The organism is Rhodococcus sp. OK611, from assembly GCF_003050885.1.
Classification (GTDB): domain Bacteria; phylum Actinomycetota; class Actinomycetes; order Mycobacteriales; family Mycobacteriaceae; genus Rhodococcus_G; species Rhodococcus_G oryzae.
The window spans coordinates 415,319-436,347 of record NZ_QAOZ01000001.1; the positions used below are offsets into that span (position 1 = coordinate 415,319).

The window sequence follows — 21,029 nt, forward strand, 5'->3', positions numbered from 1 at the left end:
GCGGTTGATGAGTCCTGAGACTCGTCAACCACGCACGGGCGGCGCAGCCGCCTATGCGGCTGAGGTCACCCGGTAGACGTCGTAGACGCCCTCGACGTTGCGGACCACATTCAGCACGTGCCCGAGGTGCTTCGGGTCGCCCATCTCGAAGGTGAAGCGGCTGATCGCGACGCGGTCGCCGGAGGTGGTCACCGACGCCGAGAGGATGTTCACCTTCTCGTCGGCCAGCGCCTTGGTCACATCGGAGAGCAGCCGATGCCGGTCCAGCGCCTCGATCTGGATCGCGACCAGAAACACCGAGGACGGCGACGGCGCCCACTGCACCTCGATGATCCGCTCGGACTGCTCGCGCAGCGACCCGGCGTTGGTGCAGTCGGTACGGTGCACGCTGACCGCGCCGCCGCGGGTCACGAAGCCCATGATCTCGTCGCCGGGCACCGGGGTGCAGCATTTGGCGAGCTTGGCCACCGTGCCGGTGGCGCCCGGTACCAGCACACCGGCGTCGGTGGTGCGGCGCTGACGCATCGGGATGGTCGACGGGGTCGACCGCTCGGCCAGCTCCTCCTCGGCGGATTCCACGCCGCCGAGATTCGCGACCAACCGCTGCACCACGTGCTGAGCCGACACATTGTGCTCGCCGACGGCCGTGTACAGCGCGGACACGTCGACGTAGCGCAGCTCGTGCGCGATGGCCGACATCGACTCGGAGCTGAGCAGGCGCTGCAGGGGCAGCCCACCGCGGCGGACCTCCTTGGCGATCGCGTCCTTACCCGCCTCGAGGGCCTCCTCGCGGCGCTCTTTGGCGAACCACTGGCGGATCTTCGTCTTCGCGCGGGGCGAGACGACGAAGCCCTGCCAGTCGCGGCTCGGACCGGCGTTCGCGGCCTTGGAGGTGAACACCTCCACGACCTCACCGTTCTCGAGCGTGCGCTCGAGCGCGACGAGCCTGCCGTTCACCCGGGCACCGATGCACCGGTGCCCGACCTCGGTGTGCACCGCATACGCGAAGTCCACCGGTGTCGAACCGGCGGGCAGCGTCACGACGTCGCCCTTTGGGGTGAAGACGAAGATCTCCTTGACCGCCAGGTCGTAGCGCAGCGATTCGAGGAACTCCCCCGGATCCGCGGCCTCGCGCTGCCAGTCGAGCAGCTGCCGCATCCACGCCATGTCGTCGACCTCGGCGGCGTCACCGGAGTGCCTGCCCTTGGTCTCCTTGTAGCGCCAGTGCGCGGCGATGCCGAACTCCGCGGTGCGGTGCATGTCCCTGGTGCGGATCTGCACCTCCAGCGGCTTGCCCTCCGGGCCCACCACCGTCGTGTGCAGCGACTGGTACACCCCGTAGCGGGGCTGCGCGATGTAGTCCTTGAACCGGCCCGCCATCGGCTGCCAGAGCGAGTGCACGACGCCGACGGCGGCGTAGCAGTCCCGGATCTCGTCGCACAGGATCCGCACGCCGACCAGGTCGTGGATGTCGTCGAAGTCGCGACCCTTGACGATCATCTTCTGGTAGATCGACCAGTAGTGCTTGGGCCTGCCCTCGACGACCGCGTTGATCCGGGACGCGGCGAGGGTGGCGTTGATCTCCGCCCGCACCTTCGCCAGGTAGGTGTCGCGCGACGGCGCCCGGTCCGCGACGAGGCGCACGATCTCCTCGTACTTCTTCGGGTGCAAGATCGCGAACGAGAGGTCCTCGAGTTCCCACTTGACCGTGGCCATACCGAGTCGATGCGCAAGCGGCGCAATGACTTCCAGGGTCTCCTTGGCCTTGCGCGCCTGCTTCTCGGGAGGCAGGAAGCGCATGGTGCGCATGTTGTGCAACCGGTCGGCGACCTTGATCACCAGCACCCGCGGGTCGCGGGCCATCGCGATGATCATCTTGCGGATGGTCTCGCCCTCCGCGGCGCTGCCGAGCACCACCTTGTCGAGCTTGGTGACGCCGTCGACAAGATGTGCGACCTCGTCACCGAACTCCTCGGTGAGCTGCTCGAGCGAGTAGCCGGTGTCCTCCACCGTGTCGTGCAGCAGCGCCGCGACCAGGGTCGTGGTGTCCATGCCGAGCTCGGCGAGGATGTTCGCCACCGCCAGCGGATGCGTGATGTAGGGATCACCGGACTTGCGCTTCTGGCTGGAGTGACGCTCCTCCGCGACGTCATAGGCGCGCTGCAGCGGTGCCAGGTTCGCCTTGGGGTACAGCTCCTTGTGCACGCTGACCAGCGGCTCGAGCACCGGCTTGATCGTGGCGTTGCGCTGCCCGGTCATCCGGCGCGCCAGCCGGGCCCGCACCCGCCGCGACGCCGAGGTGGGCACCGCGGGCGCCACCCCCTCCTGCGGCGCAGCCGGGGTCCCGGTCTCGGACTGCGACCGGTCGAGGTTCTGGGTCATTGCGTCACCTCCCGTGCTGTCGGTCGCCTCAACGGAAACTTTAGTCCTCAGACCCGAAGCAGCGACGTGACCGGGTGGCCCGCGAGCCGCGAGCGCCCGCCGAGCGCCTCGATCTCGAGCACAACCGCGATCCCGATCACCTCGGCGCCCGCCGCGGTCAGCAGCTCCGCCGACGCGGCAAGGGTGCCACCGGTGGCCAGCACGTCGTCGATCACCAGCACCCGGCGGCCGGCGAGCTCGATCCCGTCGGCCGGGATCTCCAGGGACGCGGTGCCGTACTCGAGCTGGTACTCCCGGGTGAGCACGGGCGGCGGCAGCTTCCCCGCCTTGCGGACCGCGAGCACGCCCGCATCGAGCGCGAGGGCCACACCGGCACCGAGGAGGAATCCCCTGGCATCGATGCCCGCCACCAGGTCGGCGCCGTCGCCGACGTCGACCAGTGCGTCGATGACATCGCGAAAGGCCTTGGCGTCGGCGAACACCGGGGTCAGGTCGGCGAAGGTCACGCCCGGCTCCGGGAAGTCATCGGCCCAGCGGGTCAGTCGGGCCACGTCCTCGGACGCCTTCGTCAATGCAGTCACCGGAGAAGTATCCACCTGTCCATGTTCCATCCCACACCGGAGACCGTCGGGTTCGGCACCGCGGCGTGCAGGCCGTCCGCGAACACCGTGGTCCTCGGCTCGTTGAACAGCGGGATCGACGGCAGATCGTTCCACAGGATGTTCTCGGCCTCCGTCGACAGGTTGAGCCTGCTGCCCTCCGCCGTGTCCACGGCCAGCTGCTCCGCGATCGCGGTGATGCGGCCGTTGCGGTAGCCGCCGAAGTTGGTGCCGTTGCCCCCGACCAGCGAGTACACCGGCGGCACCTCCGAGTCGGTGCCCGCGGCGCCCTGCGCGGAGGCGGTGCCACCGAGGATGGCGTCCAGTCCGCCCGCACCCAGCGCCGTCGGGGTGAACTCCGGCGAGCCGGCGTCCTCGACGGTGATGTCGGCGGGGGCGCATGCCTCGGCGATCGCCTTGACGGTGTCGGCGCGCCGGGTGTCCGGGGCCAGATAGCCGATCCTGACGGTGATCGGGCCCTGCCCCGAGGCGGTCCTCGCGGCGACGGCGGCGGGCACGTCGGGGTGCAGATACCGGCCGCCCTCGGTCGCTGCGACCGAGGGGTAGATCAACATGTCCGGCTGCACGATCCGCGAACTCAGCACGCCGGATCCGAGGCCCGACGGCTTGTCGAAGTCCGGATGCCCGAGCCGATCGAAGAGCTGCTGGCGCGGCACGCACAGAGCGAGCGCCCGGCGCGCATCGGCGGATGCGAACACCCCCGACGTCGCGAGCACCAGCTGCTCGCTGCTGCGGGACGGCGCGGTCACCGAGGAGAACCCGTTACCCGGGGACAGCCCCGGCATCGACCCCGCACCCGCGTCGATCACATCGACCTCACCGGACGCGGTCTTGGACTCGAGATCGGTTCCCTTCGGCCACACCACGATCTGCGAGGTGGCCGGCTTGTTGCCCCACCACCGCTCGTTGGCGACCAACACCAGTCCGCCGTCCGTCGTGAAGGACTCGACCCGGTACGGCCCCGAGGACGGGAACAGGGTGAGATCGAGCTGGTCCGGGACCAGCTTCCAGCCATTGTTCCAGAACTCGGCGACCCGCTCGAGCGCGGGCACGTCGTTCGAGGCGACGGCGCCAACGAGGTCCGGGACCCCCGCCGCCCTGGCCGCCACGTGCGCAGGCATCAGCGCGGTGGCGCCGAAGAGCGCCCGCCAGTCGGCGAACGCCCGGCCGGGCCGGAACACGACGGTCGCATCCTTGGACCCGGATTGGCAGTCGACCCGATCGACGTCCGTGTAGCCGGCGGTGTCCGCCGCCCGGAACATCGGGAAGCGACCGCTGCCTGCCGCCCACGCCAGCACCAGATCGTCGCAGGCCGTCGGCACGCCGTCCGAGTACACGGCCTGCGGGTTCAGCTTGACCGCGACGGTGAGTGCGTCACCCGGAACGGTGGCCGCGGTGCCGACGTCGCCGTCGGACAGCGCGCTGCCCTCCGGCCCGATGTAGCTCAGGCCGGTGAGCACCCGCGAGAACGCTTGCCGCGCACCCGATGCCGCGCCGTCGACCGTGTTCGCGTTGTAGGTGGTCAACACGTTGTCGACGGCGTACCCGATGGACTGGACCTGATCCTCGGCGGCCGAGCAGCCTGCGGCCGCCACCGCGATCATCGCGATCGCGCCGGCGGCGCCGACCCTCAAACCGCGGGCCGTGCCGGCCCGTCGTGCGCCGGTACCCATGTCAACGCCTCTTCTTGTCGCGCTTCCCCGTCGGTCGTGCGCCGGGCCGCGGGCTCGCCGCGGCGACACGGGACGCGACGGCGGAGGCCTCCGCGGCCGCGGCAGGCGCGGACGCGCTCTCCGAGCGGGTCTCGCGGCGGGCGAGCACCTTCTTGGTGTGCGCCGCCACGGGACCCCAACGCTCCTTGATCGAGACCAGCAGCGGCGTCGCGAAGAAGATCGAGGAGAACGCGCCGACGATGATGCCGACCAACTGGACCACCGCGAGGTCCTTGAGGGTGCCGACGCCGAGCAACCCGACCGCGACGACGAGCAGTCCGATCACCGGCAAAATGCTGATCACGGTGGTGTTGATCGAGCGCATCAACGTCTGGTTGACGGCCAGATTGGCCTGTTCGCCATAGGTCCGCCTTGTCAGGTGCAACACCCCGCGGGTGTTCTCCTCCACCTTGTCGAACACCACCACGGTGTCGTAGAGCGAGAAGCCCAGAATGGTGAGCAAACCGATCACCGTGGCAGGCGTGACCTCGAGACCGACCAGCGCGTAGACGCCCGCCGTGACGATCATGTCGAAGAAGAGCGCCACGATGGCGGCGATCGCCATGTCGCGTTCGAATCGGATGCCGATGTAGATGCTCACGATGACCAGGAACACCACGAGCGCGATGAGCGCCTTCTGGGTGATCTGGCTGCCCCAGGTCTCGCTCACGTCGGCGACGCTGATCGCGTTCTTGCTGGGGTTGCCGTCCTTGTCCTCCGGCTGGAAGGCGTCGTACAACGCGTCCTGCACGACGACGACCTCACGAGCGTCGAGCGCCTCCGAACGGATCTGGATGGTGGCGCTGGCGCCGGAACCGACGGTCTGAACGGAGACCGGAGCCTCGCCCATGCTCTCGGTGTAGACCTGCTCGACCTGTTCGGTCGTGACATTGTCGCCTGCCGGGAACTGGATCCGGGTGCCGCCCTCGAAGTCGATGCCGAGGGTGAACCCACGAATCAGGATGCTCGCGATCGAGATCAGCAGGATGACGCCGACCAGGCCGTAGTAGAACTTGCGCCTGCCGACGACCTCGAAAGCGCCGGTGCCGGTGTAGAGCCGCGAGAGCAGGCTGTGCCTGGGCAGTTTCGCCTGGTCGGCCGAGGAATCGGACAACGACAGATCTTCAGATGTGGTCACAGTCAGGCCTCCTTCGCCTGCGCGCCGACGCTGGTGCGCGCGGACGCGGCGGTCTTGCGTTCACGGGCGACCTGCTGCACCGCTCCGAGACCGTTGATGCTCGGCTTCGACCAGAAGTCCGACTTCGATGCCAGGTGGACCAGCGGATGGGTCACCAGGAACACGACGACGACGTCGAGGATGGTGGTCAGGCCGAGGGTGAACGCGAAGCCGCGCACCTGGCCGACCGCGAGGACGTACAGCACGGCGGCCGCGATGAAGCTCACCGCGTTTCCGGACAGGATGGTCCGGCGAGCCCGTGCCCAACCGCGCGGCACCGCCGAGCGGAAGCTGCGGCCCTCCCTGATCTCGTCCTTGATGCGTTCGAAGTACACGACGAACGAGTCGGCCGTCATGCCGATGCCGATGATCAGACCGGCGATGCCTGCGAGGTCGAGGGTGAAGCCGATGTACCGGCCGAGCAGCACCATGATCGCGTAGACCATCACTCCGGACAGCACGAGCGAGAGTGCGGTGAGCACGCCCAGCATCCGGTAGTAGATGAGGCAGTAGAGCAGCACCAGCGCGAGGCCGATCGCGCCCGCGATGAGGCCAGCCTGGAGGGAGGCGAGACCGAGGGTCGCGGAGACGGTCTCGGCCTCGGAGGCCGAGAAGGAGAGCGGCAGCGAGCCGTACTTCAGCGTGTTCGCGAGTTCCTTCGCCGACGCCGACGTGAAGTCGCCGGTGATGGAGGTGGCGCTGCCCGCGGGCGTGGCGCCCTGGACGACCGGCGCGCTGACGACCTTGGAGTCGAGCGTGAACGCGGCCTGCTTGCCGATGTTGGCGGCGGTGAACTGCGCCCATGTGGTGCTTCCGCTCGACTTGAACGTCAGCGACACCTCGTTGCGGGACTGCTGCGAGTTGAAGGCGGAGGTCGCGTCCGCGATCTCCTGGCCGTCGATGATGCTCGGTCCGAGGAGGTAGACCGTGGTGCCGTCCGTCGAGCAGGCCACCAGCGGAAGCGCCGGATCGTCGTTGCCCTGCAGGGGGTCGCTGGCGTTGCAGTCGAGCGTCGCCATCGCCTGCTGCTGTACCGCCGGGTCCGTGCTCTGCCTGGTCTTCTTCGCCTCGGCGATCTCCGCGGCCGCCTGATCGTCGGCCGACGCCGCGCCCTGATCCGCGGGGGGTGCCGGGGTCTCGGTCGCAGGAGCCGGGGTGCCCGGCTCCTGTGCCGGGAAGGGCCGGTTCTGCGGCGCGGGTGCCGGGGCCGGGGTCTCGGCCTTCGGGGCCTGCGCCTGCGCGTTCGAGGAGACGGCCGAACTCTGCACGGGGCGGATGTACAGCCGCGCCGTCTGGCCCAGCGTGCGGGCCTGCGAGCTGTCGTCGCCGGGGACCGTGATCACCAGGTTGTCGCCGTCGATGACCACCTCGGAGCCGGAGACGCCGAGCCCGTTGACTCGGGTCTCGATGATCTCCTGTGCGCGGCGCAGGCTGTCCTGGCTGGGCTTACTGCCGTCCGGGGTGCGCGCGGTGAGGGTGACACGGGTGCCGCCCTGCAGGTCGATGCCGAGCTTCGGCGTCGGGGACTTGTCCCCTGTGAAGAAGACGAGCGCGTACAGCGCAGCGACGATCAGCCCGAAGATCACGAGCGAGCGTGCTGGTCGTACGGCTCCAGTCGAAGGTGCCACGATCCGTAGTTCTCCTAGTACGTGTGTCGTGCGATGGTCGGGTTCGAGGCCCTACACGCGAGCGCTGCCGAGCAGGATCACTCGGCAGCGGTCCGGAACTCAACTCATTCGGTGTCCAGGCGACGCTTGGTCTCCTCGGGAGTCTCCTCGACGGGGGCCTTCTCGACGGCGGGGGTCTCATCGGCGGGGGTCTCATCGAGGATCTCGTCGATGTCCTCCTCCTCGAACTCCTCGTCGTCCTCGACGAGGAGTTCACGGATCACCATCCGCGACCAGGTGGTGACGATTCCGGGCGCGACCTCGAGGTCGACGGTGCCCTCACCGAGCTCGACCACGGTCGCATGCAGCCCGGAGGTGGTGAGCACGCGGTCGCCGACGTTGAGCGAGTCCTGCAGTTCCGCAGTCTTCGCCATCTCCTTCTTCTGGCGGCGGATGCCCAGGAACATGGGCACGAGCAGGGCGAGAATCAGGAGCGGAAACAGCAGTTCCATCGTTGAGTTCAGTCCTCGAGGGTCGTCGACGCGCACAATCCGGAACAGACCGGCGCAGTACTCCAGTGTGCCACTAGTCAAACAGACCTTGCGGCGGTTCGTTGACCCGCACGTCGATGCCGCCCGCCGCGGCCTCCGGCGGCGGCGTCAGACCGAGCTGTTCCCATGCCGCGGCGGTCGCCACCCGACCCCGCGGCGTCCGGGCGATCATCCCCGCACGCACGAGAAACGGCTCGCAGACCTCCTCCACGGTGCCCGGTTCCTCCCCGACCGCGACCGCGAGGGTCGACACGCCGACGGGTCCACCGCCGAAGCTGCGCACCAGCGCGCTGAGTACCGACCGGTCGAGACGGTCCAGGCCGAGCTGGTCGACGTCGTACACGGCGAGCGCCGCCCTGGCGATGTCGCGGGTGATCACGCCGTCGGCCCGCACGTCGGCGTAGTCCCGCACCCGGCGCAGCAGCCGGTTCGCGATGCGCGGCGTGCCACGGGAGCGACCCGCGATCTCGGCGCTGGCCTCCTCCCCCAGCTCGACGCCGAGGATGCCCGCTGACCGCAGCAGGATCCGCTGCAACTCCGGCGGATCGTAGAAGTCCATGTGCGCGGTGAAACCGAACCGGTCGCGCAGCGGCCCGGTCAGTGCGCCGGAGCGGGTGGTGGCGCCGACCAGGGTGAACGGCGCGACCTCCAGCGGGATCGAGGTCGCACCCGGCCCCTTGCCGACGACGACGTCGACCCGGAAGTCCTCCATCGCCAGGTAGAGCATCTCCTCGGCCGGCCGCGCGATCCGGTGGATCTCGTCGATGAACAGCACGTCGCCCTCGACGAGGTTGCTCAGCATGGCGGCGAGGTCGCCTGCTCGCTCGAGCGCCGGACCGGAGGTGAGCCGAAGCGAGGTGCCCAGTTCCGAGGCGATGATCATCGCCATGCTGGTCTTGCCGAGACCGGGAGGCCCCGACATCAGGATGTGGTCGGGGGTGCCGCCGCGCAGCTTGGCGCCGGTCAGCACGAGCTGGAGCTGCTCACGCACCCGCGGCTGACCGATGAAGTCGGTCAGGCTGGTCGGCCGGAGACTGGCCTCGATCTCGCTGTCGGCGGCGACGAAGTTCGCGGTGACCGACGATTCCAGCCCGGCCGGGTCCTCCATGTCCTCGGTCACCGGGTCTTACCCAGCAGGGACAGCGCCGAGCGCAGGGCGGTGGACGTGCTCGCGTCCGGGTCCGCGGCCAGCACGGTGTCGGTCGCCTGCTCGGCGGACTTCGCCGGGAAACCGAGGCCGACCAGGGCCTCGACGATCTGCTCGCGGACCAGACCCGGCACCACCGCGGGCGCGCCGGGATCGGACGTGACGGCGACCGCCTCCACCTTGTCCCGGAGCTCGACGACCATCCGCTCGGCGCCACGCTTGCCGATGCCGGGCACCCGGGTCAGCGCGGTGACGTTGCCCTCGGCGAGCGCCTTGCGCAGTGCCTCCGGCTCGAGGACGGCCAGCGTCGCCATCGCCAGCCGCGGGCCGACCCCGGACACCGTCTGCAACAGGCCGAACAGATCCCGCGATTCGATGTCGTGGAACCCGTACAGGGTCATCGAGTCCTCGCGGACGATCATCGCGGTGACGAGCCTGACCTCGGTTCCGCGCTGGAGGGTGCCGAGCGTGGCCGGGGTGGCGTTGAGCCGGTAACCGACCCCCGCCGCCTCGAGCACCACGTGATCGAGCGCGATCTCGAGCACCTCGCCGCGAATGGACGCGATCATGGGGTACCTGCCTTCTTGAGCCGGGTCTTGTTCAGTTCCGCGAGTCTGGTCTCGTAGCGCCGCTTCTGTTCGGCGGCGGCCTGCTCCGCCTGCGCCATCCGCGACAGCATCGGGGCCCGCCAGCAATGACAGATCGCCAGCGCGAGCGCGTCGGCGGCGTCGGCGGGCTTCGGTGCGACTGCCAGCCCGAGGATCTTCGTCACCATCGCGGTGACCTGCTTCTTGTCCGCGGCACCGTTGCCCGCGACCGCCGATTTCACCTGACTCGGGGTGTGGAAGCAGACGTCGATCCCGCGCCGGGCCGCGGCGAGCGCGACGACGCCACCGGCCTGGGCCGTGCCCATCGCGGTGCGCACGTTGTTCTGCGAGAAGACACGCTCGACGGCCACGACGGTGGGCTGGTAGAGGTCCAGCCATTCCTCGGCCGCGTTCGAGATCCGCAGCAACCGCTGCGACAGGTCCATCTCCGGCGGCGTCCGGATGACGTCGACGGCCACCGGGGCCACCGTGCGGCCGCGACCCGAGTCGACCACCCCGAACCCGCATCGGGTCAGTCCTGGATCCACCCCGAACACGCGCACGCGATCACCTCTCACCACTACGAACAGCTGTTCGAGAGTATAGGTGGATCTGCCGACACGCTGGCCGACCAACACGCGGTCGAAGACAAACATCGGGCCGGACCGCAGTGGTCCGGCCCGATGATCGATGCGGGGGTCAGTCCTCGAGCTGCGCGAGCACCTCGTCGGACAGGTCGACGTTCGTGTACACGTTCTGCACGTCGTCGGACTCCTCGAGCGCGTCGACGAGCTTGAACACCTTGCGAGCGCCGTCCACGTCGACCGGAACCTCGACGGAGGCGCGGAAGTCGGGGTCGGCCGACTCGTAGTCGATGCCGGCGTCCACCAGTGCGGTCCGCACTCCGATCAGGTCGCCCGCCTCGGACACGATCTCGAAGGTGTCGCCGAGGTCGTTGATCTCCTCGGCTCCGGCCTCGAGGACCACCTCGAGGATCTCGTCCTCGGAGCGGCCGTTCTTCTCGAGCACCACGACGCCCTTGCGGGTGAACAGGTAGGCCACCGAACCCGGATCGGCGAGGTTTCCGCCGTTGCGCGTCATCGCGGTACGAACCTCGCCCGCCGCGCGGTTCCGGTTGTCGGTCAGACACTCGACGAGCAGCGCCACACCGTTGGGGCCGTAGCCCTCGTACATGATGGTCTGCCAGTCGGCGCCGCCCGCCTCTTCCCCCGCGCCGCGCTTGCGGGCGCGCTCGATGTTGTCGTTCGGGACGGACGTCTTCTTCGCCTTCTGGATGGCGTCGTACAGGGTCGGGTTACCCGCTGGGTCACCACCACCGGTCCGCGCCGCCACCTCGATGTTCTTGATCAGCTTCGCGAAGGATTTGCCGCGCTTGGCGTCGATCGCAGCCTTCTTGTGCTTGGTGGTGGCCCATTTGGAGTGGCCGCTCATGCGTAGTTCCCTCTTCCCGTTCGTAGATGCGCACGCGACAGCGGAGCACGCTGCAGCGGGGAGCACACAGTAGCGCCAGTTTACGCGCGGGCCACCGCGACTTCCCGCACCATGTCGACAAACAGCTGATGGACGCGCCTGTCGCCGGTCACCTCGGGGTGAAATGACGTCGCGAGAACGTTGCCCTCGCGGACCGCGACGACCCGTCCGGCGGCCGGGCCCTCGGGGACCGTGGCCAGCACCTCGACGCCCGGGCCGACTCGCTCCACCCAGGGCGCCCGGATGAAGACCGCCCGCATCGGGGCGCCTTCGATACCGGCGAAGTCGAGGTCCTCCTCGAAGGAGTCGACCTGACGACCGAAGGCGTTGCGCCGCACGGTGATGTCGATTCCGCTCAGGCACTGGGCATCCGGGCGGGTGTCGAGCACCTCGCCCGCCAGCAGGATCATGCCCGCGCATGAGCCGTATGCCGGCATGCCGTCACGCAACCGGGCGCGCAACGGTTCGAGCAGTTCGAACACCGTGAGCAGACGGCTCATGGTGGTGGACTCCCCGCCCGGGATGACGAGGCCGTCCACCGCTTCGAGCTCCGAGACCCGGCGCACGCCGATGCCGCGGGCTCCCGAGGCCTCCAGCGCCGCAAGGTGTTCGCGCACATCTCCCTGCAGCGCCAGCACGCCGATGGTGGGTGTCATGGTGGCCGATGTCCGTTCGATCATGTCGACGCTCACTGCGGGACCGCCACGAGGATGAGCTCCTGTGCCGGGACATCACCCTCGACCGGGATCGGGTGAACGGTGTCGGTGGTCCAGCGCAGGGCGCCGTCGACCTCGATCTGCGCGCGGACGGCGAGTCGCGCCCTTGGATCGATGGCGTCGCGGTAGGCGGCGAGCTCGAACGGCACCGGCACGCCGGTGGCGCCCTCGATGCGCTGCTCGGCGAGCAGGGTCGCCGACGCATCTGCCAGCGAGATGTCCTCGAGGCGAACGGTCACGACGGCGTTCTCGGGGAAGGCGATCCGCTCGCGGTACGAGACGTTCCCGGTGACGGTGAGCGTGTCGTCCACGCTGTCAGCCTGCGCGGTCTCGGGTGTCGATCCGATCGACACCACCACGGCCGCGACGACCGCGATCAGTGCCGCCCCACCGAGGGTCAGTTCCAGAATTCGTCTCGTCTGCACAGATCGAGGATACGGATGGTCAGAACGGTGGGGGCTGGTGGCGGTGGCGTTCGCCCAGGATCGCGAGGTGTTCGGCGTGGTGGGTGCGGAGTTGTGCGCATCGGGCGAGGTGGCGGGGGTCGGTGATGGTGGCGAGTTCCGGGAGCGTCGGGGGTAGGTCGGTGGGGTGCATGTGGGTTTCCCACCAGGTCGGTTCGTAGATGCCGAGGTCGGGTGGTTCGGGCGGCGGTGGTGCCGGGCTCGGCGGCGTTGCGGCCCGTCGGGGTGCGGGCTTCTTGGTGCGGGCGCTGGGTCGTTGTTCGACCGGGAGTGGCAGGGTGACCCCGATTGCGCCGTGTTGGCCGATCCAGACGATGACGTCGCCGTCGAGGCGGACGACGCGGAAGAGTCGGTCGGTCTTGGCCTGGTGGTGCCAGATGCAGGCGGGTTCGCCGTTGCTCTCCACGGTCCAGCCGCCGGCGTGGGGATTGTCGGGGTCGAACTCGACGATGTGGTCGAACTGACAGTCCCGGGCTTTGACGGTGCAGCCGGGGAAGGTGCAGGTGTCGTACTTGTCGAAGACAGCGGTGCGGACGGTGTTGCTGGGCCGGTACGTCAAGGCACCGCAAGGTGGGTGGTCGTATCCGCCGTGCCCGTCCGGGTACTGGCCGTCGAGCAGGGCGGGGTTCGCCGCGATCGCGTCGAGGATGTCGGTGATCCGCGGCTCTCGTGACTCGGTGTCCGGCATCGGGCGGACGGTTGAGGGTGGGGGCAGTTGTCCGGCGGCTCTGCGTCGGAGCCGGTAGCGGATGGGGACAGAGGCGTCCCCTGACCCGTTGCCGTGCTTCGTTTCTCGTGGCGGCTTGTCGGTCTCGCGGTCGGGCGGTTCACCGTCTGCCCGTGGTGGGCGTGGCGGCTCGTCGCTCTCCGGCTCAGTCGACTCGACGTCGCCGTCCCTCTCACCCTCATCGCCGCCAGCGGCACTTCGCTCGGCCTGGATTCGTCTGGCGTCGGTGATCACCGCCTGCCACGTCGCATCCCCGGCGAGCAACCTCGCCAACTCCGGATCGATAGGCCCGTGACCCTCCACATGCCCGGGATGATCCGCCAACCGCAGCAGACTCTCCAGATCGATATGGATATGCACCTCGGGTTTCGGCCGCTCGGTGCGCGGCAAATGCGCGGTCGGACAGTCATCGCGCCCACACAGGCAGTGCAGATAGCTCTCGCCGTGCACCAACGCCATGAACGCATCCGTGCGCAGATTGTCGACCGTCCGCGGGTCCTGCCGACAGACCGTGCCCGCCATCTCACAAATCAGCGAATCGAGAGTGCGGCCCTCGGCCGCAGTGAGGGTGGCATACACCTGGGCCATACCGTGCAGGTCCGCGGTCACCGACACCCGCCGCGAATGACGCTCCCGCCGCCTGCGGAGTTCCTCGGCCTCGGCGGGGTTGATGCGGATCAACTCCCGCATCACCTCCGCCGTCAATTTCCGCGGCGTCAGATACAGGGCCGCGTCCGCGAGGTGGCCCTCCATCCGTTCGAGGGTGGCATCGGAGATCTCCGCGGTCGCGTCGACGATCGCGAACACCCGCGGAAAGTCGACCCGACCCGACACGAACGCCGCCCGAATCAACGGCAACCGCAGATCCAACGCATTGCCCACCGCCACATACCGTTCCGCCGTGAACGCACTCACCCCCAACGCCAGAGAAGTCTCCATCTCCGCCGACCGCCCCGCCCGATAGGCGAACTCCTCCCCGAACAGATCAACCTCGTGCGCGAACTGCCGCCGCGCAAACGCTGCCGCCGTCAACACCTTGTGCGCGGCGGCGATGTTCTCCGCCCGCCCGTACTCCCGCAACGCCGACAACGCCGCCGTGCCGTCTTCGAATTCCACCGGGCGCTCGCCGCCGCGGGCGCCCTCACCTGCGGCGCCACCCCGAAACCCCCCGGTATCGAACATGTGTACGAGTCTACGCGTGACCACCGACAAGCAGATTCAGGACTACCAATACAATCAAGCCTGTGAGTGATCAGTCACGTTCCGCTCGAACTGTCGTCACGGTATGGCTCTACGGCGGACCGCAACATGGCGACTCCAAGGACGTTTCGATCCCCCTGCCGCCGGCCATCACCACCTCCGCGAACGAGGTCTATGCCAGGGTGGGCCCCGAGCTCAGCGAATCTGGCCAACCGCTATCCACGTGGTGCTATCGCTGGGAACCCCACGTCGCGCTCGAAGCACCGCTCGATCGTTAGAGTTCTTCGACAGCTTCCTCTCGTTCTTGGCGGTCACGACCGCGTTCTCTCACCGCTATTGGCACCCTCGGCTCCATCTTGTTTGGAACCTTGGTCGTCGGCCAATGGGCGATGGCCGCCGACGTTACCCACGACCGGCGTTGAGCCGGGCGGCCTGGCGCGTCAGGTGCTCGCGCTCGGCGAGGTTGGGCGCCTTCAGTGCCGCCTCCACGTACAGCCGTGCCGCCGTAGCCAGGTCGCCGTCCCGCTCGTGGAGGTACGCCGCCACCGCCGCGTGGCGGGGCAGCGAGTCGTCCAGCGCCGCAAGCGCCGCCAGGCCGGCGCGCGGTCCGTCGGCCTCACCGACGGCCACCGCGCGGTTGAGCCGGACGACCGGGCTGTCGGTCAGGCGCTCGAGCTCGTCGTACCACTCGACGATCTGCACCCAATCGGTCTCCTCGGCGGTGAGGGCGTCGGCGTGCAGTGCCGCGATGGCGGCCTGGGCCTGGAACTCGCCGAGCCGGTCGCGGGCGAGGGCCGCCTGCAGGATCTCGACGCCCTCGGCGATCGACTCGGTGTCCCACCGGCCCCGGTCCTGCTCGGCGAGCGATACCAGGCTGCCGTCGGCCTCGGTCCGGGCCGCGCGCCGGGCATGGTGGAGCAGCATCAGGGCGAGCAGCCCGGCCACTTCGGGGTGGTCGATGGCGGCCGCGAGTTGCCGGGTGAGCCGGATGGCCTCAGCGGCGAGGTCGACGTCGCCGGAGTAGCCCTCGTTGAAGACCAGGTAGAGGACGCGCAGCACGGTGGCGACATCGCCGGGCCGGTCGAACCGCACGCCGGAGACGGTGCGCTTGGCCCGACTGATGCGCTGCGCCATGGTCGCCTCGGGCACCAGGTAGGCCTGGGCGATCTGGCGGGTGGTCAGCCCGCCGACGGCGCGCAGCGTGAGCGCGACCGCGGACGACGGCGTCAGCGACGGGTGGGCGCACAGGAAATAGAGCTGGAGCGTGTCGTCGACCGCGGGCGCAGGATCGGGTGGCGGTTGATCATCCATGAGGTCCTCACGCCTGCGCCGGGCCACGTTCGCCTTCGTCACGTCGAGGAACTTGCGCCAGGCAACCGTGACCAGCCAACCCTTCGGATCCCGCGGCGGGTCGGCCGGCCAGACGCGGACCGCCTCGACCAGCGCGTCCTGCACGGCATCCTCGGCCGCCGCGAAATCTGCACCGCGGCGGACGAGGATCCCGAGCACGTGCGGTGTGAGGCTACGGATCAGGACCTCATCCACCGGAGAGGTCACTCCGTGATGGTGGGCGGCACGGAGTAGAACGGGCGCAACTCCAGCCACTCGTGGATCGGCTTGCCGTCCGCCCCTGGCGCGGCCGACAGTTCCCCGGCCAACTCGAGGGCGCGCTCGTAGCTGTCGACGTCGATCACCATCCAACCGGCGATCAGGTCCTTGGTCTCGGCGAACGGTCCGTCGGTGACCGGCGGGCGCCCCTCGCCGTCGTACCGGACGAAAGTTCCCCCAGGGGCGAGCGCCTGACTGTCGACGTACTCCCCGGTCCCCTCGAGCCGGTCCGCGAAATCCTGCATGTACTGCATGTGGGCCGAGATCTCCTCCGGCGTCCACTTGTCCATGGGTACGTCGTTGACCGCAGCCGGGGCGCCGCGGTAGTGCTTGAGAAGCAAGTACTTGGCCATCGAGTTTCTCCTCGGTTCTGGTGCGCCCCATTGTGGTCGCACTCACCACAGGGACGAAGCAAGTCACCGGTTCTCGACATCGCCATCCGAGATCTTCTGGATCTCATGGGTGACTGCGTCGGCCGAAGGCCGGTCCGGCCGACACAACAGGTGAACCCCGCGGGCACATCCACTCCATTACGGGCGGCCAAACTAAATCGGAATGCGTTACCGAATACCGAAATCAGGCAATACCACGAATTTGCTTCCCGAAAGAACCCCGCTAGCATTCGAAAAGAAGGGGAGTAGTTCACTCTGGATATCTCGACGCGGTCGGGCAGAGGCGGATGGTCGACATGCTGGCGCCACAGGGCGCCCGGTCATCCACCGGACAGTGCACGTGAAAGCTGTTCGGCGAGCGAGACCTTCGGACCAACACCACCGTTGGCCGAAGACTCTCCCCGTCCGGATCAGGCGAGTCTGCGGCCGTTGACCCGAAGGCCTGATACCCATTTCATCGAATTCGGCAGTAATAGACACACCCGGCATTCCAACCTACCGCAGCACGTTGCCGCGATCACTGGGAATTACTACGGTGTTCATTCTTCCCGCGCTCGTTCTCCGACTCTCTGGCATGCACCCGAATCCTCTGGTCGCGCTGCTGGTCTACGGGGCCGCGGTGGTGGCGGCGAGTTTCCTGCTCGCCTGGGCAGCCGAGGCCGCACAGGTCGACGTCTCCGGCGGCCTGGCGATCGCCGTCCTCGCCCTGATCGCGGTACTCCCCGAATACGCGGTCGACCTCTACTACGCCTACACCGCCGGACACGACCCCACCTACGCGCAGTACGCGGCGGCCAACATGACCGGCTCGAACAGGCTGCTGATGGGCATCGGCTGGCCCCTGGTGGTGCTGGTCTCGATCACGGTCGCGAAGAAGCTCACCGGCAAACCGGTCTCGGCGCTGGCCCTCGAGTCCGGCAATCGCGTGGAGCTCGGGTTCCTCCTCGTCGCGGGCGTCGCGGCGTTCGTCATCCCGGCGACGGGTCAGATCCACCTCGTATTCGGTGTCGCCCTGCTCGCCTGGTTCGGCTTCTACCTCTACCGACTGTCCGGCGGCGAGGTGGAGGAACCCGACCTGATCGGTACCGCCGCCGCGATCGGCGCACTGCCGGACCGGGCGCGCCGGACGACGGTGATCGCGATGCTCGTCGTCGCGGCCGCGGTCATCGTCGCCTGCGCGGAACCCTTCGCGAACAGCCTCGTCAACGCGGGCACCGAACTCGGCGTGGATCAGTTCCTCCTCGTACAGTGGCTCGCCCCACTCGCCTCCGAGGCGCCCGAGTTCATCATCGCGACCCTCTTCGCCGCACGCGGCAAGGGCACGGCCGCGATCACGATGCTGATCTCGTCGAAGGTCAATCAATGGACCCTGCTGGTGGGATCACTGCCACTGGCCCACCTCGCCGGTGGCGGCGGCCCCGCCCTGATGCTCGACGCGCGCCAGGTCGAGGAGATGCTGCTGACCGCCACCCAGACGATGATGGGGGTCGCGCTGATCCTCGCCCTGCGGTTCCACCGCTGGTTCGCCTGGGCTCTGCTGGCCCTGTTCATCGTCCAGTTCGCGATCACCTCGACCCAAGGGCGGATGCTGCTGTGCGGTGTCTATGCCGTCGTGGCGCTGGTCGCGTTGACGATCAACCGTAGGCACCTCGGCCCCACCCTCGCCGCGCCGTTCACCCGCACGGGCAATGTGCAGACATGACCCCGAGCAGCGTCCACACCACATCAAGAGGACAATCGACCGCATAAGGGAAACGTCAAGACCGCTGGTACACACGCGATCCGGGACCACACTCGCTCGGTGACCACCGCACTGCTCATACGGGCACCCCGCACCGGACGCCCCCAGCGAAAGACCGATCGACACAAGCTCTCGGTCTCCACCGGCCTGGCCGGACTCTCCCTCGACGCCATGGCGTCGGTGTCGTATGGCCCCGAGGCGATCGTTCTCGTCCTCGCGGTCGCGGGCGGCACCGGGCTGGGCTTCACGCTGCCCGTCACCCTCGCGATCGCCGCCCTGCTCGCGGTGCTCGTCGCGTCCTACCGCCAACTCATCGCGGCCTTTCCGAACGGTGGCGGCGCGTATGCCGTCGCCCGAGCCCGGCTGGGGCGCCGCACCGGGCTCGTCGCCGCGGCCTCCCTGGTGATCGACTACATCCTCAACGTCGCGGTCTCCATCGCCGCGGGCGTCGCCGCCCTCACCTCCGCGTTCCCGGTCCTGCTCCCCCACACCGTCTGGATCTGCCTGGCCATCCTGGTCGGGATCACGGCGCTGAACCTGCGCGGGATCGCGGACAGCGCCAGGGCATTCATGATCCCGACCGCGGTATTCGTGCTCAGCATCTTCACCGTGATCATCGCCGGGCTGCTGCGTTCGGAGCCGCTGAGCGTCACCGAGGGCACCGCCGTCGCCGCAGATGTCCACACCGTCGGGGTCCTGTTGCTGCTCAAGGCATTCTCCAGCGGATGCGCGGCCCTCACCGGAGTGGAGGCCATCGCGAACGCGGTGCCCAGTTTCCGTGAGCCGCGGGTGAAGAACGCACAACGCGCCGAGGTCGCGCTCGGAATCCTGCTCGGCAGCATGCTGATCGGACTCGCCGTCCTCATCGGAAAGTTCGCGCTGCACCCGGTCGAGGGGACCACCGTGCTCTCACAGCTGACCGAGGCGTCACTCGGACACGGGATCGGTTACTACGTGGTGCAATTCGCCACCGTTGTCCTGCTCGCGCTGGCCGCGAACACCTCCTACGGCGGCCTGCCGACGCTGGCCCGCCTGCTCGCCGACGACAACTGCCTGCCCCATCGGTTCGCGCTGCGATCCGCTCGTGAGGTGTACCGGCACGGCGTGCTGGCACTGGGCGTGTTCGCGGGCGCCCTGCTGATCGGTTCGGGCGGCAGCATGAACGCTCTGGTGCCGCTGTTCGCCATCGGCGTGTTCGTCGGGTTCACCATCGCCCAGGCCGGACTCGTCCGGCACTGGCTGCTGACCCGGGTGCCCGGCTGGCGGTGGCGCGCCAGCCTCAACGGCTTAGGTGCCACCCTGACCGCCGTCGCGGCGCTCGTCACGACCGCGATGAAGTTCACCGAAGGCGCCTGGCTCATCGTGGTGGCACTGCCCCTGATCGTGTTCCTGATGGAGCGGGTGCGGGCGGCCTACGCGGCCATCGGCGACCGACTGCACCTCGGCGAGGTGCCCGCCGCGCCGGCCGCACAGGGCACCGTCGTCCTCGTTCCGGTGGCCGAGGTCTCCGAGCTGAGCCGGGAGGCGATCTGCGCGGGCCTGTCCGTTGGCACCGATGTCATCGCGGTCCGGGTGTGCCCGAGCGGCGAATCGCCACGCGCCTTCACCAAGGCATGGGAGGCCTGGCACCCCGGCGTCAGGCTCATCCTGCTCGACGGAGCCGACGGCGGGCTCGCGCCGACCTTGACCCGCTACATCACGGACAGGCTCGCGGACCGCCGGGTGGTCGTGGTGATCGCCGAGGTGGAGCCGGGATCCGGGTGGCGGCGGATCCTGCCGAACCACCGCGGCGACGAGCTGGACCGGGCACTGCGCCGCTATACCGACGCCGTGGTCTGCCGGGTGCGGCTCCGGGTCGGCCGATCAGTCCCGCAGCAACCGGGTCAGCCCCTCCTGGACCACCGCCGCGACCAGGTTCCCGCTGCGATCGAAGATCCGGCCCTGGGTCAGCGCCCGGCCGAACCCCGCAGACGGTGACGACTGGTCGTAGAGCAGCCACTCGTCGGCACGGAAGGGCCGCATGAACCACAGCGCGTGGTCGAGCGAGGCCTGCTGGATGTCCTCGTCGGGGTGCGGCACCTTCGCCGAACCGAGCAACGTCATGTCGCTCATGTAGGCGAGGGTGCAGACATGGAAGACGGGGTCCTCGGGGAGCGTGCGGCGGTACCGGAACCAGACCTGCTGCTGCGCGGGCACGCCCCTGCGCCGAGTCACCTTGTCCTCGGGCACGAATCGCAGATCCCAGTCGGCCCACTCCCGGAACTCCCACGACAGTTCCTCGCTCATCATCTCCGAGGTGTCGGGCAGGTCCTCCGGGTTCGGGACCGGGGGCATCTCGTCCTCGTGCTCGATCCCGATGTCGCCCAAGTGGAATGAGGCGGACATGGTGAAGATCGCCTGACCGTCCTGAACCCCGGTGACCCGGCGGGTGCAGAACGATCGGCCGTCCCGGATCCGGTCGACGAGGAAGACGGTGGGGATGGTCGGGTTTCCCGGCCGCAGGAAGTAACCGTGCAGGGAGTGCACGCGGTACCGCTCGTCGACCGTTCGGACCGCGGAGACCAGGGCCTGGCCCGCCACCTGACCGCCGAACGTACGGGTCAGCATCGTGTCCGCGACGATGCCGCGGAAGATGTCCTTCTCCAGCCGTTCGAGTTCCAGGATCTCTTCGATGGACGACATGGCGTACCCCTTTCGACCGGTGCTCACGCTAGCAACGACGCGGCCCCGCATCAGGGATGCGGGGCCGCGTCGAGAATTCAGGCGATCAAGCGCCGCCGATCACCAGCCGCGCTCGGCGAGGCGGTGCGCGACCGGCAGATCGTCGACGTTGATGCCGACCATCGCCTCACCCAGGCCGCGGGAGACCTTCGCCAGCACATCCGGGTCGTCGAAGAAGGTGGTGGC

General features: G+C 68.8%; 19 protein-coding genes and 1 pseudogene. 3 read left to right on the top strand and 17 right to left on the bottom strand.

The window, feature by feature from the left end:
* Positions 1-51: 51 nt before the first annotated feature.
* The 13 genes from C8K38_RS01765 to C8K38_RS01825 all read right to left on the bottom strand — a co-directional run bounded on the left by C8K38_RS01765 (position 52) and on the right by C8K38_RS01825 (position 14,363).
* A complete protein-coding gene (locus C8K38_RS01765; RefSeq protein ID WP_097209937.1) occupies positions 52-2,382 on the bottom strand; it encodes a RelA/SpoT family protein in 2,331 nt (776 codons plus the stop codon).
* A gap of 47 nt (positions 2,383-2,429) precedes the next feature.
* Positions 2,430-2,993 (bottom strand): adenine phosphoribosyltransferase, encoded by a 564-nt coding sequence (locus C8K38_RS01770; RefSeq protein WP_097209938.1) that lies wholly within the window; start codon positions 2,991-2,993, stop codon positions 2,430-2,432.
* Positions 2,960-4,675: an ABC transporter substrate-binding protein gene (locus C8K38_RS01775; protein WP_097209939.1), complete on the bottom strand. Its 1,716-nt coding sequence runs from the start codon at positions 4,673-4,675 to the stop codon at positions 2,960-2,962. Before C8K38_RS01775 ends, C8K38_RS01770 begins: the two co-directional genes overlap by 34 nt.
* Before the next feature lies 1 nt (position 4,676).
* Positions 4,677-5,852: a protein translocase subunit SecF gene (gene secF, locus C8K38_RS01780; RefSeq protein ID WP_257016995.1), complete on the bottom strand. Its 1,176-nt coding sequence runs from the start codon at positions 5,850-5,852 to the stop codon at positions 4,677-4,679.
* Positions 5,853-5,854: 2 nt separating this feature from the next.
* Positions 5,855-7,519 carry a protein translocase subunit SecD gene (secD, locus tag C8K38_RS01785; protein WP_097209940.1) on the bottom strand — a complete coding sequence of 555 codons (1,665 nt, stop codon included), beginning with the start codon at positions 7,517-7,519 and terminating at the stop codon, positions 5,855-5,857.
* Positions 7,520-7,623: 104 nt separating this feature from the next.
* Positions 7,624-8,010 carry a preprotein translocase subunit YajC gene (gene yajC / locus C8K38_RS01790; protein WP_097209941.1) on the bottom strand — a complete coding sequence of 129 codons (387 nt, stop codon included), beginning with the start codon at positions 8,008-8,010 and terminating at the stop codon, positions 7,624-7,626.
* A 73-nt stretch (positions 8,011-8,083) separates the two neighbouring features.
* On the bottom strand, positions 8,084-9,157 hold the full coding sequence (gene ruvB / locus C8K38_RS01795; RefSeq protein WP_097209994.1) for a Holliday junction branch migration DNA helicase RuvB: 1,074 nt from the start codon (positions 9,155-9,157) through the stop codon (positions 8,084-8,086).
* 8 nt (positions 9,158-9,165) lie between these two features.
* Positions 9,166-9,765: a Holliday junction branch migration protein RuvA gene (ruvA, locus tag C8K38_RS01800; RefSeq protein ID WP_077041463.1), complete on the bottom strand. Its 600-nt coding sequence runs from the start codon at positions 9,763-9,765 to the stop codon at positions 9,166-9,168.
* Positions 9,762-10,346, bottom strand: coding sequence for a crossover junction endodeoxyribonuclease RuvC (ruvC, locus tag C8K38_RS01805; RefSeq protein WP_097209995.1), 585 nt, complete (start codon positions 10,344-10,346; stop codon positions 9,762-9,764). Before ruvC ends, ruvA begins: the two co-directional genes overlap by 4 nt.
* 136 nt (positions 10,347-10,482) lie before the next feature.
* The gene (locus C8K38_RS01810; RefSeq protein WP_077041462.1) at positions 10,483-11,235 is read right to left on the bottom strand and encodes a YebC/PmpR family DNA-binding transcriptional regulator; all 753 of its coding nucleotides are present in this window, start codon (positions 11,233-11,235) and stop codon (positions 10,483-10,485) included.
* An 80-nt stretch (positions 11,236-11,315) separates the two neighbouring features.
* A complete protein-coding gene (gene pdxT / locus C8K38_RS01815; RefSeq protein WP_373560214.1) occupies positions 11,316-11,954 on the bottom strand; it encodes a pyridoxal 5'-phosphate synthase glutaminase subunit PdxT in 639 nt (212 codons plus the stop codon).
* Between the two features lie 8 nt (positions 11,955-11,962).
* Positions 11,963-12,415 (bottom strand): YbaY family lipoprotein, encoded by a 453-nt coding sequence (locus C8K38_RS27015; protein WP_179800414.1) that lies wholly within the window; start codon positions 12,413-12,415, stop codon positions 11,963-11,965.
* 19 nt (positions 12,416-12,434) lie between these two features.
* Positions 12,435-14,363, bottom strand: coding sequence for a DUF222 domain-containing protein (locus C8K38_RS01825; protein ID WP_097209943.1), 1,929 nt, complete (start codon positions 14,361-14,363; stop codon positions 12,435-12,437).
* A gap of 62 nt (positions 14,364-14,425) precedes the next feature.
* On the opposite strand from C8K38_RS01825, the gene C8K38_RS26775 reads away from it, so the two are divergent.
* Complete coding sequence (locus C8K38_RS26775; RefSeq protein ID WP_143548368.1) at positions 14,426-14,659, top strand: hypothetical protein; 234 nt, start codon at positions 14,426-14,428, stop codon at positions 14,657-14,659.
* 124 nt (positions 14,660-14,783) lie between these two features.
* On the opposite strand, the gene C8K38_RS01830 is transcribed toward C8K38_RS26775, so the two are convergent.
* Complete coding sequence (locus C8K38_RS01830) at positions 14,784-15,926, bottom strand: RNA polymerase sigma factor (RefSeq protein ID WP_097209997.1); 1,143 nt, start codon at positions 15,924-15,926, stop codon at positions 14,784-14,786.
* An 8-nt stretch (positions 15,927-15,934) separates the two neighbouring features.
* Positions 15,935-16,342 (bottom strand): YciI family protein, encoded by a 408-nt coding sequence (locus C8K38_RS01835; RefSeq protein WP_097209944.1) that lies wholly within the window; start codon positions 16,340-16,342, stop codon positions 15,935-15,937.
* A gap of 613 nt (positions 16,343-16,955) precedes the next feature.
* On the opposite strand from C8K38_RS01835, the gene C8K38_RS01840 reads away from it, so the two are divergent.
* Positions 16,956-18,083: a sodium:proton exchanger gene (locus C8K38_RS01840; protein ID WP_097209945.1), complete on the top strand. Its 1,128-nt coding sequence runs from the start codon at positions 16,956-16,958 to the stop codon at positions 18,081-18,083.
* Positions 18,084-18,293: 210 nt separating this feature from the next.
* Positions 18,294-20,099 (top strand): APC family permease, encoded by a 1,806-nt coding sequence (locus C8K38_RS01845; protein ID WP_097209998.1) that lies wholly within the window; start codon positions 18,294-18,296, stop codon positions 20,097-20,099.
* On the opposite strand, the gene C8K38_RS01850 is transcribed toward C8K38_RS01845, so the two are convergent.
* Together C8K38_RS01850 and C8K38_RS01855 are read right to left on the bottom strand one after the other, a co-directional pair.
* Positions 19,986-20,804 (bottom strand): acyl-CoA thioesterase, encoded by an 819-nt coding sequence (locus C8K38_RS01850; protein WP_097209946.1) that lies wholly within the window; start codon positions 20,802-20,804, stop codon positions 19,986-19,988. The two genes, C8K38_RS01845 and C8K38_RS01850, sit on opposite strands and share 114 nt — an antisense overlap.
* Before the next feature lie 99 nt (positions 20,805-20,903).
* Positions 20,904-21,029 (bottom strand): annotated as a pseudogene (locus tag C8K38_RS01855) (pyridoxal 5'-phosphate synthase lyase subunit PdxS); the annotation flags it as partial.